Here is a 15,518-nt window from a genome sequence, read left to right on the forward strand (position 1 = left end):
ACGCTGGAGAGCGAGGTGAGGGCAGAAAAAGGCAGGGCCCACCGCAGGACGGAGGTCTACCTGATGCGATAGGGATGGTGCCGGCCCGGCCCGGCAACGCCCCGCTCACCGAAGGACAGACTTATCGGGAAGTATATTAAAAGAACGAATCATCAACTTCGCCTCATGTGGTTGGCATTTTCGAACGATTAGCTGCATAAAGTAGACTAGTGGTAAATTAACTTCAGCAGCTGCAGTATTAAGCTTCCTGTTCGTGCATACTAAATAAGTGAATCTTACAGCAGTTGCTGTATGGCTTGGCAGATGCGTTGACTGTAGTGTTTAGGCAAGTTTGTTATGCGGATGATGTATCTTAGAGTTTATCAGATCTTATACCACCAAATGAAGAAGTTTCTTTTCGTTGCCTTTGCTCTTTTTGCCGCATCCTGCTCAGCGGATAATAATTTAGAAGATGCCCTTTACAATGTAGTGGAGACCACCGCTGAGATGGCGCTAGATTCGCTCAATCAGGTTGTGGACAAGGAGTTAAAATCTCATACAGGAATTGATTCCCTAGGCTCCAGGATTCGTGCCACGGATACTCTAAACGTGGAACGAGAGGTGAAGCGGGAGCTCATCAGAGTATTATCGGAGTAAAATTAGCAGATTCGTCAGCTGTACGCTAGAGATTTTTTAGAAGGGTGATGGTGCTACGCGCATTACACTACCCAGTCTTTAATTGTCGACGAAGTTCATGTTAATCTAAGCTTGTTATATACTGGCAAATAGTCTCAAGCTAAATTCTGTCGGAGTTGTGCGGTGCTTCAAGCATTTGTTTAAGAAGTTGCATATTCTCACTTAATCTTAGTGCCGGTGTGCTTAAACAAGCATCAGCCTGTAAAATGCCATCTCATACCATATGAAAAGGCTTTTTACAGGCTGATGCTTTTGATTTGATTTGAGAAGTTGGACGGCGATGTTGCTAGCGCATTAGAAACTTAAAGTTGTTGATGTTACTAAGTGCTACGCCAGTACCTTTTATAACGGCCAGCAAAGGGCTATCAACTACATGTACCGGCAGTTTGGTTTTTCGGGCTAAGCGCATATCAAGACCTCTCAAAAGTGCGCCGCCGCCAGTTAGGTAAATGCCTGATTGGTGAATATCCGATGACAACTCTGGCGGGGTTAGTTCCAGCGTGATAAGTATAGCTTCTTCTATTTTGGTGATGGATTTATCGAGACAAGCGGCGATATCGGGGTAAGTAACTATTACCTGCTTTGGTAGTCCTGTCATCAAATCGCGTCCTTTCACATTGTAGGCTTCCGGTGGATTTGGTAGTTCGCTCATGGCCGCGCCTACTTCTGTCTTTATTTTTTCTGCAGTACTCTGCCCAATAAGGATGTTGTGTTCCTTGCGCATGTACTGGATAATCTCTTCATTAAACGTATCGCCTGCTACCCGCACAGACTGCTCACACACAATGCCACTCAGGGCAATTACTGCAATTTCTGTTATACCGCTACCAATATCAATAATCATGTGCCCAGTAGGCTCCTGTACATCTAAACCTATCCCGATGGCAGCAGCAACAGGCTCGTGAATCAGGTATACTTCTTTAGCGCCCGCTATAACAGCAGAATCCCTTATTGCTCTCTTTTCTACTTCTGTTATTCCGGCCGGAACGCACACTACCATACGGTAAGACGGGGAGAAGCCACGCTTAGAGGGGTTTGCTAACTTAAGCATCCCTTTGATCATGTGTTCTGCTGCATGAAAATCGGCGATCACACCATTTTTCAGAGGTCTGATAGTACTGATGTTATCATGCTCTTTTCCCTCCATCTGTTCTGCTTTGCTGCCAACAGCTATCACTTCGCCGGTAATTCTGTTAAAAGCAATAATAGAAGGCTCATCCAAAATTATTTTTCCTTCCTGCAGTACCAGGAAATTTGCCGTTCCTATGTCAATTGCTATGCCCTTTGGTAGTAAGTTAAAGAAGCCCATAATCGTAAGTATAAATTATCAGATGCTGTAAGTAAAAGCAGAAAGCTGTGAAACTATGAAGTATGAAAAAGAAACGTACTGAGTATAAATTAAATCTGCAAGATGCTTCTGGCTAAGGGTACTGGGCTTACTGCCCTAAAGCAGCAACCTGAATTGCACTTGGGATAAAAGCGCCGGAGATTTAAATTGTGTAGAGGTTGGCCGTAATACCGGCTTAACTATTAAAGTCTTTAGGCACCGATAAAAATTTAAGGCAATAGCCTGTTAGCTTATCGCATAGCCTAACATGATGTGATGCTGCTACAAAACCGGTGGTCGGTTTCAGATAAGAACAATGTAAAGTATTAGGTGGCAGCAAAACAAGATAAATGTATGAACTGTAAAGGTCGCTATTACAACTTTTAATTGCAACAGCAGGTTAAAACCATATACTTATTGTGCTCGTTGTTTATGATGATTATGCTCCTGAATTAGGCCAGGCTATGAATTTACTTAACTGTTTTCGTTCTGCAATTTTAAATTAAATCCTAGCATGTAGGAGTAAACTTAGTATAGCCTATGCGCAGGAGTCAGAGAAACCATACTGTATTTAATGCTGGGAATGGGATTTTCTTTATTCACCACTCATTGTGCTTTATATAGTTGTCCTTAAGATTTTTGCGACAGAAAAACAGAACGCAAACCGTTTAGCAAGTCATTTTCAGTAAGCATTTCACATCCATTCATCATACTTGGTTTTAATACTTAGCAGCATACTTTCTACACCTTCTGCAGCAATTTTCGGTAGCGCTTATACTATAATTGCGCGTGCTGATAATCACTTTACGGCAGGTTTCTGCAAGACTTCTATATAAAGTATGGGCATCCAAGTAAAGTTTACCGCCGTTATACTTATAGCATAGAAATAAACTATCATTTACTTCAATAAATGGGATTATCATGAAATGGCAAGGCAGAAGAAAAAGCAGCAATATAGAAGACCGTAGAGGGCAATCAGCAGGTGGTGGCAGAGGCATCAGCCCTATGTTACTTATACCTTTGTTCCGTCTCCTTTTCTCTAAAGTGGGGCTGGTTATTGTGGCGGTGCTGGCAGTAGTTATGTTTTTGACTGGAACCAACCCAATAGCGCTCCTGCAGCAGTTTGTGGGCGGTGAGCCACAGTATGCACAGTCAACTGATTACCAACCAAGCCCGGAAGAACAGAAATTGGCCGAACAGACAGCCATTGTGCTGGCAGATACCGAAGACGTTTGGAACAAAATGCTTCAAGGCTACAGAGAACCCACACTCGTGCTGTTCTCAGATCAGGTAAACTCAGCCTGTGGGCTTGCCTCGTCGGCCTCGGGGCCATTCTACTGCCCAGGCGATGAAAAACTGTACATCGATCTTAGCTTTTTTGGTGATATGGAACGCAAACTTGGTGCTAGTGGAGACTTTGCACAGGCCTATGTAGTAGGCCATGAAGTGGGACACCATGTGCAAAAACTCACGGGTACTATGGAGAAAGTAAATGCCATGCGAGGGCAGTTATCCGAAGTAGAATTTAATAAACTTATGGTTAGGGTAGAGTTACAGGCTGATTTTTACGCTGGTGTGTGGGCGCATCATACACAACGGGCCACAGGGTTTATGGAGCCCGGTGACCTGGAAGAAGCCCTGAATGCAGCGAGTGCCATCGGCGATGACCGCCTTCAGAAGCAATCCACCGGAAGAGTTGTACCTGACTCCTTTACACACGGCACCTCTGCCCAAAGAGTACGCTGGTTTAGAAAAGGCTTTGAGACAGGGGATTTATCACAGGGTGATACCTTTAACGCAACACAGTTATAGTGCAGTTGCGCTAACTTAGTTGTAGCATAATAATAAGGCTTCCTATGATATGAGAATTTGTCTACACCTAGTTCAGCATACTTCTTTCTTACGTTTCTTTCCTGATGCTGGAGTTGAGTAAGCCAATCTGACTTTATGAAAAGTAAAGCCTATTTGCGCAGATGAGATTTCTTGAAGTTTGCTTTAATAGCCTGTAGTATAGAATAATCAAATTTTATACTACAGGCTACTGCTGTTTTAAAAGAGAATGCTCAGCAAAATACCAGTTTTAAACTATACTTAAGATGGCTATACTATTGAGTGCACAATAGCTCCTGCACCTGTAATCATTTTGTCTTTTCCAGCTGTTTGATCTTCTCCAGGTTATTCTTGCTGTTTTTAAGTGTGGAGGCATCATTTGAGGAGATAGCCAGTTCAATGGCTTTTATAAACTGTTTTTCAGCTTCCTTTAGCTTCCCTTGCTGCAGCAATGCTTCTCCGTAACTATCAAATGCATTAGCCGAAGTAGGGTAGCTGACTGTGTTGTATTTAAAGATCAAAACTGCCAAAGTTGTACTAGCTGGTTTATTTAGCTGCTGATAAGCAATGGTGTTGATGGCACGCTCACCAAAGCCAGAGGCTTTCAACCCGTCGAATACAGCTGCTTCTGCTTTAGCTTCTTTTTTCTGTTTCAGGAAAGAAGCCGCCTGCACGAATTCTGCATTTAAGGCAGTTAATTTGGCTTTGTGTTCCAACCGGATTTTCTCCTTATTAGCTGCTTGCACCACCTGGTTAATGGCGTTTATCACAAGTTCGGGCTCTTCGCGGTGTATGTTGTGTCCGCTTGCAGCAGTTATAATATGCGCGCCGCTGGTAAACTGGCTAAAAAACTCAGAATGCAGGTTACGCCATACTTCAACGCCTTTTGGCTCGTGTAGAAACAATTCCGGGTTTTCTCTTTCCTGCACCGATGTAAGTACCACAACCGGCACCTGTGGCAGTTTACCGAAATCTGGTAGGGCGGCTCTCTCAAAAATTTTGTTGATGAGTTCATTTTCCTGCTTATACCTGTCAGGCATAAAGCTGTTTTGCAGTTCGATGTCTCTGAGCGCTTTAGTATGGTCTGCCTTTTTAAGTTCCTGCATCATTTTTTCATGTGCCGGATCTACAAATACCAATCCTTTTACCTTATCCGGATGTTGCGCCGCATAAGCACGTATAATAAAGGCACCGTACGAGTGGCCAACAAAAATAAAAGGCGGTTTAAGGTTTGCCTCCTCAAGGAGGGATGTTAAATCCTGTACTGCTGCCTCCAGGGTTGGCGGCTTCGGGTTAGATTCAGATTTGCCCGTTCCGGCTCTCGAATACAATAAAACCTGATTTGTATTCATCACTTCTGAAGCCACATTGCCCCATACTTTATAATCGGAACCAAAGCCTGATTCAAATATTATCGTGTAGTCGCCTGTTCCAGCCTGTATCATTTCTAGGGAGTGGTCTCCAACATTTATCATTTTTGTTTGTTGAGCTTTGGCAAGTGCCACATGCATGATAAGAAACAGCAGGAGGAAAATTTTTCTGATAGCCATAGTTTTATTTTATAAAGTGAGATGGTAGCTACTCATGTTCTGAAAAGAACAAAGTTTGCCTGTTAGTATAGTGTAGATGCTATATAAGCTTGCCAGGTTGCCTGAGAGGAAGTGATTAGTTGAAAGGTGGGGCTTAATGCGAAATAATTTTGTAGTGGGTGAAGGTGCTGCTCTGTTTGGATGAAATAAATTCGCAAAGCAAGATACATTTCATTCTTGAAAGAAGTTTAAAACTGCTTTTTAGGTTTCTCAGATGCCTTTTTGTGATATAGTATGATAAAACAAAGTATAAATTTATCGCGCCAGCTTAGCAGAGGTTATGGTGCATACATAGAAATAAAAAAGTATGCTGACGCAAAAAAAAATAATTTGAGATAACTTTTTTAGTACCTTTGGACCGGAAAACGAATTTGGTCTAGAATAATGACGAGTAAAGATGAACTTATAAAAACAGAGATTCTTAATGAGGCTCAGAAGCTTTTCAGGCATTATGGCTGGTCTAAAACTACCATGGAAGACATAGCGAAGGCTGCCGGGAAAGGGAAAAGCACGCTTTATTATTACTACAAAAGCAAGGACGAAATTTTTGATGCAGTAGTAAGTCGGGAGATGGAAGAAGTTTTCCGAATTTTAAAAGAAGCAGTAGATAAAGTGGAGACTGCAGAAAATAAGTTAAGAACGCTCTGCCTTACCAAGTTCCATATCCTACAGGAAAAAGTTAACTTGTATAATGTGGTTAAAGGCGAAATAGAAGCCAGTATACCACGCCTGATGGACCTGAACAGAAGGTATGAAATAAGAGAGATCAGCTTGGTGCGCAGCATTTTAAAGTTTGGGCTGGAGAAAGGCGAATTTGCGCAGTATACCGCTGAAGACATCGATGCCATTTCTTTTGCCATGGTATGCGCCTTCCGTGGCCTGGAAGTAGGATTGCTGGTAGAAAATAAATTCACAGACTTGGGCGGGCGGATGGATTTGATCATTGATATCCTGATGAAAGGAATGAAAGCTTAAAATATTTTCGCCTTTTTAGACCAAAATGTAAAATTAGTCTATTAGTTTTGCGCGCATTTTAAGCGGTACCAATAGATGCAGTAAGTCAGGCAAATAGTTTGGTTGGTTCTTTTAGTTGTGAACAATAAAGGTGTTTAAGAACTTTTGTTGCACGACAGGTAAGAATCAAAAGACAGTAACTGGAAGTCTGTTAGGAACGTTCAATAAAATATTTGAAATTCAATAACTTAAAAAGTATTCAGATGGGCAATATACTTCGTGAGAAAATCCTCGCCCGCGAAAAAAGTGCTGCATACCTTGCAGCGGAAAGGGCGATGGCGCAGGGAGCCTATCCTTATTTCAGATCCATAGCGTCTGCGCAGGATACGGAGGTGATTATAAACGGCAAGAAGGTGTTGATGTTTGGGTCAAATGCCTATCTGGGACTTACCAATCATCCCAAAGTAAAAGAAGCCGCCTTAAAAGCCATTGAGGTGTATGGCACAGGTTGCGCCGGTTCGCGTTTTTTAAACGGCAACCTCGACATCCACATGGAGCTTGAAGACAGGCTGGCTGCTTACGTGGGCAAAGATGCGGCGCTTGTTTTTAGCACGGGCTTTCAGGTTAACCTGGGGGTTATTTCCAGCCTTACAGGCCGCAACGACTACATTATACTTGATGAGTATAATCATGCCTCCATTATCGATGGCAGCAGGCTTTCCTTCTCTAAGGTACTCAAGTATAAGCACAACGACATGCAGGATCTGGAGCAGAAGCTTAGTCGCTTGCCGGCTGATGCTATCAAACTGATTGTAGTGGACGGGGTGTTCAGCATGGAAGGCGACATTGTGAAGCTGCCTGAACTCGTGGCACTTGCTGAGCGCTATGGTGGCAGCATTATGGTAGACGATGCACACGGTTTAGGTGTGATCGGGGAAAATGGAGCAGGCACCGCCTCTCACTTTGGCTTAACAGATCAGGTTGATCTGATCATGGGTACTTTCAGTAAATCCCTGGCTTCCCTGGGCGGTTTTATTGCCAGCGACTTTGATACAATCCAGTACCTGAAGCACCATGCGCGTTCGCTGATCTTTAGTGCTAGTATGTCGCCGGCTTCGGTTGCCAGTACCCTCGCAGCATTAGACGTTATTCAGTCTGAGCCCGAGCGTCGGCAGCAACTTTGGGCAAACACGAACTATGCGATAAAACTACTCACTGAAGCCGGATTGGAGTTAGGGCCAACGGAAACGCCTATCATCCCGATCTACGTTCGCGACAACGACCATACGTTCCAGGTTACAAAAGTGCTGCAGGATAACGGCATTTTCGTGAACCCGGTAGTCGCGCCTGCCGTGCCTACCGAATCAACTTTGTTGCGTCTTTCTGTGATGGCCACGCATACTTTTGGCCAGATTGAGGAAGCAGTAACTAAAATAGCGGAAGCATTTAAGCTCCTTGGCATTAACTCCCGAAATGCATCTTATGAAGAGAGTACTGCCTGTTGAGACAAAACAACAGCTGAAAGCCTTCATTGACTTTCCTCATGCCCTTTATAAAGACGACCCGTACTACGTGCCGGAACTTTATATCGCGCAAAAAGATCTGTTAACGCCAGGCAAACACCCGTTTCACGAGCATTCTGTGCTGCAGTTATACTTGGCTTATCAGGATAATAAAGTAGTAGGGCGGATTGCCGCTATACTTAACAATAACCACAATACTTTTAACAACACGCAAGATGGCTTTTTTGGCTTTTTTGACTGTGTGGATGACGGCGAGGTGGCAGGTTTGCTGTTCAATGAAGTGCAGCTGTGGCTGAATGCAAAGGGGGCCAAGACAGTAATTGGGCCGGTTAATTTTTCTACAAACGAAACCTGTGGTTTGTTGGTAGATGGCTTTGACAGTTCGCCGATGGCGATGATGCCCTATAACTATAAATATTATATCCAGCTGCTTGAGTCGATTGGTTTTCAGAAAAAAGTAGACCTGCTGGCTTACCAGTTCCTGGCTCAGAACTATAACGACAAGCCATATCGCCTATCCGAAGTTATCCGGAAACGGCTCGAACAAAAGGATATTATCATCAGGCCAATTAACCTGAAGAACTATAAAGAAGAAGCAGCGAATCTGCGGGAAATCTACAACTCTGCCTGGGATAAAAATCTCGGTTTTGTACCCATGACGCCTAAGGAATTTGATTACATGGCCAAGGACCTGAAGCTGGTGGTTGATCCTGATTTCTGCCTCATTGCCGAACATAAGGGTAAAATGATCGGTTTTTCGCTGGCTATTCCGGACATCAACCAGGTACTTAAGAAGATAAGGAAAGGGCGGCTGCTGCCAACGGGCATTTTTAAGTTGCTGTTGCTGCGCAAAAAGATAAATGCCGTGCGGATAATTGCCTTGGGGGTGGTAGAGGGGTACCGTAAAATGGGTATTGAAGCCGTTTTTTACGGTGCGGCTATGCAAAAGTACCGTGAAAAAAACATGCAAATGGCAGAAGCATCCTGGATACTGGAAAATAACGTGATGATGAATCAGGGTTTGCTGAACATGGATGCCAAAGCTTATAAAAGGTACAGGATTTACGAAAAGGCATTATGAGGGAACGGGTACTGATAACTGGGGCAAGCGGGTTTGTTGGCTATCATCTGGTAGAGGCTGCCACGCAGGCAGGGATGGAGGTATATGCCGCTATTCGTCCTTCTAGCGAGGTGGGCCACCTGGCACCTTTCAACATAAAGTATACCACGCTCGACTTTAAAGATACCAGCGCTTTAGTAAAGGAGCTGGAGGACAAGCAGTACCATTACATCATACATGCCGCGGGCATAACCAAGGCTAAAACAGCGCAGGAGTATAATAAAGTAAACGCCACCTTTACCCAGAACCTGGCATCGGCGGCTACAAAGGCAAGCATACCGCTGAAAAAGTTTGTGTTTATCAGTAGCCTGGCAGCTTTGGGGCCTGTTAGCTATACCGATACCATGGGCATTAACGAGCAAAGCAAGGCACAGCCGGTAACAGCGTATGGCAAAAGTAAACTGCTGGCCGAACAGCACCTGTCGGAGTTCGAAAGTCTGCCTTTAACGATACTTCGCCCAACTGCGGTGTACGGTCCCCGGGAGAAAGATATTTTCATTATCCTGAAGACCCTGAACCTGGGAGTAGAGCCATACATCAGCCGAAAGCCCCAGTGGCTAAGTTTTGTGTATGTAAAAGACCTGGCAAAAGCTGTAATGCTGGCATTAGGCGCAAGTATAAACCATGCCAGCTACAATGTTTCGGATGGCAACACCTATGATCGCTATGCCCTGGCAAGTATAACAAAGCGTGTACTCGGGAAAAAAACGGTTAAGTTTCATATTCCGGTTGGCATGATGAACGTGATGGCCAGCCTGCTGGAGGCGGCTTATGCAGCAAGCGATAAAACTCCGGCGCTGAACAAGGAAAAGCTTAACGAACTGACTGCGGAAAACTGGAACTGCAGCATTGCCAAGATCAGGAAAGATTTGGGCTTTGTGCCGGAATATGACCTGGAACATGGCCTGGAGCTGACCTTGAAATGGTACAAAGAAAATAATTGGCTTTAAGAGTAAAAGTATAAATCAGTTTTAGACACAAGTAAATAAAGATGGAATATCAAGTAAAACCAGCCGAAGGGCGCTTAGGTATCCTGCTTCCAGGTTTAGGGGCAGTAGCTACCACGTTTATTGCAGGTGTGGAGGCTATCCGCAAAGGATTCTCCCAACCAGTTGGTTCACTATCGCAGATGGGCAACATCCGCTTGGGCAAGCGCACAGAAAACCGCAATCCGTTGATTAAAGATTTTGTGCCGCTGGCAAATCTGAACGACATCGTTTTTGGTGGATGGGATGTGTATGAAGACAACGTTTTTGAAGCTGCTGTGAATGCTAAAGTATTGGAGCCAATGCTGCTGCATTCTATTAAGCCGGAGCTGGAAGCGATTAAGCCGATGAAGGCGGTATTTGATAAAGCGTATGCCCGTAACCTGGATGGCACCAACGTAAAAGAGGCGGCCACCAAGTATGAACTCGCTGAGGCGCTGATGGAAGACATGCGCAACTTTAAAGAAGAAAACGGCTGCGATCGCCTGGTGATTGTATGGTGTGGATCTACGGAAGTATATACCGAAGTAAGCGATGTGCACAGTACGATCACTGCTTTTGAAGAAGGCTTGCGTAACAACGACCCGCGCATTGCGCCAAGTATGATCTATGCGTATGCTGCCGTTAAAATGGGCGTTCCTTTCGCCAATGGCGCACCAAACCTTACAGTTGACATTCCTGCTATCGTGGAGCTTGCTAAAGAGAATGGCGTGGCTGTTTCCGGTAAGGACTTTAAAACTGGCCAAACGTTAATGAAAACCATCGTAGCTCCTGGTCTTCAGGCACGTGCGCTAGGTATAAATGGCTGGTTCTCTTCAAACATCCTGGGTAACCGCGATGGTCTTGTTCTGGATGATCCGGATAACTTTAAAACCAAGGAGGTTTCTAAGCTGGGTGTGTTGGAAGACATTCTGCACCCGGAAGACAACCCGGAACTGTACGGAGATCTGTACCACAAAGTACGCATCAACTATTACCCTCCTCACGGTGATAACAAAGAGAGCTGGGACAACATCGACATCTTCGGCTGGCTGGGTTACAAAATGCAGATCAAGATCAACTTCCTGTGCCGCGACTCTATTTTGGCTGCGCCAATTGTGTTGGACCTTGCCTTATTTACCGACCTGGCGCAGCGCGCCGGCATGAGCGGAATTCAGGAGTGGTTATCCTTCTACTACAAGTCTCCGCAAACGGCTGAAGGACTGCGTCCGGAGCATGATATCTTCAAGCAATTGATCAAGCTGCAGAACACGCTGCGCCACATCATGGGAGAAGACCTGATCACGCACCTTGGCTTGGATTATTACCAGGATCTGGTAGAGTCACTATAAGCTGATTAGAATGATAAAAGTACACAAACTGGTTTCTACCAGCCTCGGCATCGGGTATATCGGGAAGGGAGGGGGAACGGTTGCTGCTGTGGCCGTCTGCTTCTGCTTGTATGCCATGCACCTGGCCGGTGGAAGCCAGCTTGTGCTTTGGCTACCTGCTGCTACATTATTGCTGACCATACTTGGTGTGTGGTCTGCAAATGAAGTGGAGCCATACTGGGGAAAAGATGATAAAAAAGTGGTGATAGATGAAGTAGCAGGTATGATGATCAGTCTGCTGTTTATACCACTTTCAATTAGCACTTTGGTAATAGGGTTGCTACTTTTCCGGTTTTTTGATATTGTGAAGCCGCTGTACATCCGCAGGCTTGAAAAAGTGAGGGGAGGCTGGGGCGTAATGCTGGACGACGTAGTGGCGGGCGTTTACGCAAACATCATTTTACAACTACTTTTATACTTTAGAATCTTCTAAATGTTCACCTTCCTAAAGGCGCAGACTGCCTCACTGGTAGCTTCTGCTGTCGATTTTCTGGTGACAATTCTGGCCGTAGAACTACTTGGCCTCTGGTATGTGGCAGGTACCGTTGTAGGTACTGTCTCAGGTGGTATCACACACTTTTCGCTTGGCAGAAACTGGGTTTTTAAGGCATCTGATAAAACAATACCGGCACAGGCGGTGAAATACTTTCTGGTGTGGAACGGGAGTCTGATTTTAAATGCATCAGGCGTCTATGTAATAACACACTACGGAGGTGTTAATTATGTCTATTCTAAAATACTCACTTCGCTGCTTGTCGGCATTTTCTATAACTATTTTATTCAAAAACGATATGTATTCAAATAAGAATATGTACAGGCTATATATACATTGGCTGCGTTGCTTCCTGCTGATTTTGATTATCGGGATAAATGCAGGCACCGTGATGGCACAAGGCCTCACTACAATTAAAGGTACTGTAAGAGATGAGAACACAAAGGAGGCGCTGATCGGTGTTTCGGTTTTTATACCGGGAACCACTACAGGCACGAGTACCGATTATGAAGGTAATTACCAGATCCGGACAAACCAGATCGTAAGCAAAATACAATTCACATACCTGGGCTACCGCCCAGCTATTTTGCCTGTAAACCCGGGGCAGGAGCAAACCTTGGATGTAAAGCTGCAAGCCGATGCCAAGCAGCTAAGCGAAGTTGTGGTGGTAGGCAAGAAGCGTAAGGTTAAGTATAGCAACAAAAATAACCCAGCCGTAGACCTGATCCGCGAAATTGTAGCAAACAAGGAAAAGAACCGGCCAGAGCAGTACGATTACGTGCAGTACGAGCAGTATGAGAAAATGCAGCTTTCGCTGGTGAATAAACCCGAGAAGCTGAAGAAGAATATTTTCCTGCGCAAGTATGATTTTATCACCGATAACATTGATACTACTGTAATTGAGGGCAAGGCCATACTTCCATTCTTTATGCAGGAGGAAATCACGGAACACTACTTCCGCAAAAATCCGAACAGCAACAAAAAAATTGTAAAAGCAGAGAAGAAGGTTGACTTTGGAGAGTTTATCGATAATAAAGGGTTTATGTCCTACATGCAGCACATGTACCAGGACATCGACATCTACGATAACAACATTACCATCGTAACTAACCAGTTCCTGAGCCCGATTGCGGACATGGCGCCTACATTTTATAAGTTTTACCTGAAAGATACTGTTACAACAGACACCGGCCAGCAACTAGCGGAACTACATTTTGAGCCGCGCAACCCGGCCGCTTTTATGTTTACCGGAAAACTGTTCGTGACGCTGGATGGCACCTATGCCGTGCAGCGCGCTGATATGTGGGTGAGCAAGAATGTAAGTATAAACTGGGTGCGTGACCTGCAGATTAACCTCGATTTTAAGCGAAACAGCGATGGCCGCTACCACCTGAGCAAGAGCCAGCTTAAAACAGACTTTGGAATAACCCAGAACAGCGATGCTGGTTTTTACGGCGAGCGGGTGGTATCTGTCAAAGATTTTCAGGTAAATATAGCACAACCATCAACGCTTTACGAAGGCGAAGCCGTGGTGAAAACAGAACCAATCCTGGCCCAGGATGAAAGCTTCTGGCAGGCCAGCCGCCATGATTCTCTATCAGCCGTGGAGGCCAAAACGTACACCAGCATCGACAGCCTTAAGAATATGGCATCTTTTAAAAGAACCATGGACTGGGCAACAGCTTTGATTGCCGGTTATAAGCGCATGGGGCCTAACATCGAGATCGGTCCGCTAAACACTTTTTATAGCTTTAACCCGGTAGAGGGTTTCCGGTTGCGTTTTGGTGGCCGCACCACCACTAACTTCAGCAAGAAGTACATGCTGGAAACGTATGCTGCCTATGGTTTTAAGGATGAGCAATGGAAACACTATATAGGCGGCAGCTACTCGCTTACGGACCGTTCTATCTTTGAGTTTCCGGTAAGGGCAATACGCGCCAGCTACCAAAAAGACACCAACATACCGGGCCAGGACCTGCAGTTTGTACAGGAAGATAACTTTTTGCTTTCCTTCAAGCGCGGCGAGAACGATAAGTGGCTTTACAACGAGACGTACAACATCGATTACCTGCACGAGTTCGAAAACCACTTTTCATACAGCATCGGGTTTAGAAACTGGAAACAGGCACCTGCCGGATCGCTGCAATATGAAAGAGCCGGAGCTACTGACGATACCGAGCCGATGATCATGCCTGACCTGACAACTTCCGAGGCTTCCCTTGAATTGCGTTGGGCACCGAACGAGCAGTTCTTCCAGGGCAAGCTGTACCGCACGCCAGTAGCCAATAAGTACCCTGTGTTCACGCTGCGTGCCACGGCTGGTATAAAAGGTTTACTAAACAGCCAGTACGAGTATCAGAACGTAGCCTTAAACATCTACAAGCGCTTTTATATGTCGCAGCTGGGATACTCGGATGTGGTAACCGAAGGCGGCTATACTTTTGGCCAGGTGCCGTACCCGCTGCTGACAATCCACCGTGCTAACCAAACCTACTCGTATCAGCTGCAATCGTACAACCTCATGAACTTCCTGGAGTTTGTGAGCGACCAGTACGCCAGCCTGCACATCGACCACACGTTCAACGGTTTTATCTTTAACAAAATACCCCTGCTCAAGCAGACGAAGCTACGCGAGTTTGTGACTTTTAAGGCGCTGTACGGGAAAGTACGTAACGAGAACATGCCGCAGCATAACCCGGAACTATTGCGCTTCTCTACGTTTGAAGATGGACAGCCGGCCACGTATACGTTAGAGAATAAGCCTTACATGGAGGCTAGTATAGGTATTGGTAATATTTTTAACTTCTTTAGGATAGACGTGGTGAAGCGCCTGACGTATCTGGACAACCCATACGTATCGGATATAGGTATAAGAGGCAGGTTTAAGTTTGATTTTTAAGCACAGTAAACACTTGTAAAGTATGAGCATGAAATCAGTTCGCGATGCCCTGCAGCAGGGAATTTATACGGTGATCAACCCCTTTGTGCGGCTTTTGATCAAGCTGGGGTTTACACCCAATGCCGTAACTACCACCGGCTTGATCCTGAACATCGGGGTTGCTGCCATTTTTATCTGGGGCGGTGAAACCAGCAATCGCGGCGAGCTGGAATATATAGGATGGGCTGGGGCATTGGTGCTGTTTGCCGGTGTGTTCGATATGCTGGACGGGCAGGTGGCCAGGCTGGGAAACATGAAGTCCACGTTTGGGGCCATGTATGATTCCGTGCTAGACCGCTACAGCGAGATGATCATGTTCATGGGCATTTGCTATTATTTGATCGCGCACCATTACCTGCTCAGTTCGCTGTTTGCCTTTGTGGCGCTGATTGGCTCCATGATGGTGAGCTATACCCGCGCACGCGCCGAAGGGCTGGGCGTAGAATGTAAAGGAGGTCTGATGCAGCGTCCGGAACGCATTGTGCTGATTGGTGTGTCGGCTATTGCCTGTGGCATCACTTACTCGTTTATTGGGGCTGATTATAAAGTATACGTGCCGGGCATTCCGTTTCATATTTTCGAAACAATGTCTGTATTTACACTACCGATTACAGTAATGGCTGTAATGACGAATATAACGGCAGTAAACAGGCTGATGGATTCTAAAAGAGCTATGGAGCAGAAAGAAATGGCGACACGTTAAGTATAAAAAA

13 protein-coding genes are annotated in these 15,518 nt (G+C 45.2%); 11 read left to right on the top strand and 2 right to left on the bottom strand.

Going from position 1 to position 15,518, the window contains the following annotated elements; all coding sequences use genetic code 11:
* Positions 1 to 381: 381 nt before the first annotated feature.
* Positions 382 to 636 carry a hypothetical protein gene (locus Q1A23_RS17130; RefSeq protein WP_299825637.1) on the top strand — a complete coding sequence of 85 codons (255 nt, stop codon included), beginning with the start codon at positions 382 to 384 and terminating at the stop codon, positions 634 to 636.
* Positions 637 to 961: 325 nt separating this feature from the next.
* Here the strand turns inward: Q1A23_RS17130 and Q1A23_RS17135 are convergent, their stop codons facing one another.
* Positions 962 to 1,984: a rod shape-determining protein gene (locus Q1A23_RS17135; RefSeq protein ID WP_299825640.1), complete on the bottom strand. Its 1,023-nt coding sequence runs from the start codon at positions 1,982 to 1,984 to the stop codon at positions 962 to 964.
* A gap of 939 nt (positions 1,985 to 2,923) precedes the next feature.
* On the opposite strand from Q1A23_RS17135, the gene Q1A23_RS17140 reads away from it, so the two are divergent.
* Positions 2,924 to 3,814: a neutral zinc metallopeptidase gene (locus Q1A23_RS17140; protein ID WP_299825643.1), complete on the top strand. Its 891-nt coding sequence runs from the start codon at positions 2,924 to 2,926 to the stop codon at positions 3,812 to 3,814.
* Positions 3,815 to 4,140: 326 nt separating this feature from the next.
* Here the strand turns inward: Q1A23_RS17140 and Q1A23_RS17145 are convergent, their stop codons facing one another.
* Positions 4,141 to 5,382, bottom strand: coding sequence for an alpha/beta hydrolase (locus Q1A23_RS17145; protein ID WP_299825646.1), 1,242 nt, complete (start codon positions 5,380 to 5,382; stop codon positions 4,141 to 4,143).
* Positions 5,383 to 5,805: 423 nt separating this feature from the next.
* On the opposite strand from Q1A23_RS17145, the gene Q1A23_RS17150 reads away from it, so the two are divergent.
* The 9 genes from Q1A23_RS17150 to Q1A23_RS17190 all read left to right on the top strand — a co-directional run bounded on the left by Q1A23_RS17150 (position 5,806) and on the right by Q1A23_RS17190 (position 15,508).
* Positions 5,806 to 6,396, top strand: coding sequence for a TetR/AcrR family transcriptional regulator (locus Q1A23_RS17150; protein WP_299825648.1), 591 nt, complete (start codon positions 5,806 to 5,808; stop codon positions 6,394 to 6,396).
* 212 nt (positions 6,397 to 6,608) lie between these two features.
* The gene (locus Q1A23_RS17155) at positions 6,609 to 7,880 is read left to right on the top strand and encodes a pyridoxal phosphate-dependent aminotransferase family protein (protein WP_299825651.1); all 1,272 of its coding nucleotides are present in this window, start codon (positions 6,609 to 6,611) and stop codon (positions 7,878 to 7,880) included.
* Positions 7,858 to 8,979: a hypothetical protein gene (locus Q1A23_RS17160; RefSeq protein WP_299825653.1), complete on the top strand. Its 1,122-nt coding sequence runs from the start codon at positions 7,858 to 7,860 to the stop codon at positions 8,977 to 8,979. The genes Q1A23_RS17155 and Q1A23_RS17160 overlap by 23 nt, the downstream gene beginning before the upstream one ends.
* Positions 8,976 to 9,968: an NAD-dependent epimerase/dehydratase family protein gene (locus Q1A23_RS17165; protein ID WP_299825655.1), complete on the top strand. Its 993-nt coding sequence runs from the start codon at positions 8,976 to 8,978 to the stop codon at positions 9,966 to 9,968. Before Q1A23_RS17160 ends, Q1A23_RS17165 begins: the two co-directional genes overlap by 4 nt.
* 41 nt (positions 9,969 to 10,009) lie before the next feature.
* A complete protein-coding gene (locus Q1A23_RS17170; RefSeq protein WP_299825658.1) occupies positions 10,010 to 11,335 on the top strand; it encodes an inositol-3-phosphate synthase in 1,326 nt (441 codons plus the stop codon).
* A gap of 10 nt (positions 11,336 to 11,345) precedes the next feature.
* Positions 11,346 to 11,807: a phosphatidylglycerophosphatase A gene (locus Q1A23_RS17175; protein WP_299825661.1), complete on the top strand. Its 462-nt coding sequence runs from the start codon at positions 11,346 to 11,348 to the stop codon at positions 11,805 to 11,807.
* A complete protein-coding gene (locus Q1A23_RS17180) occupies positions 11,808 to 12,179 on the top strand; it encodes a GtrA family protein (RefSeq protein WP_299825664.1) in 372 nt (123 codons plus the stop codon).
* A gap of 4 nt (positions 12,180 to 12,183) precedes the next feature.
* On the top strand, positions 12,184 to 14,766 hold the full coding sequence (locus Q1A23_RS17185; protein WP_299825667.1) for a DUF5686 and carboxypeptidase-like regulatory domain-containing protein: 2,583 nt from the start codon (positions 12,184 to 12,186) through the stop codon (positions 14,764 to 14,766).
* A 22-nt stretch (positions 14,767 to 14,788) separates the two neighbouring features.
* Positions 14,789 to 15,508, top strand: coding sequence for a CDP-alcohol phosphatidyltransferase family protein (locus tag Q1A23_RS17190; RefSeq protein WP_299825669.1), 720 nt, complete (start codon positions 14,789 to 14,791; stop codon positions 15,506 to 15,508).
* Positions 15,509 to 15,518 lie beyond the last annotated feature (10 nt).

The sequence above is a fragment of the uncultured Pontibacter sp. genome (assembly GCF_947492645.1).
GTDB lineage: Bacteria > Bacteroidota > Bacteroidia > Cytophagales > Hymenobacteraceae > Pontibacter.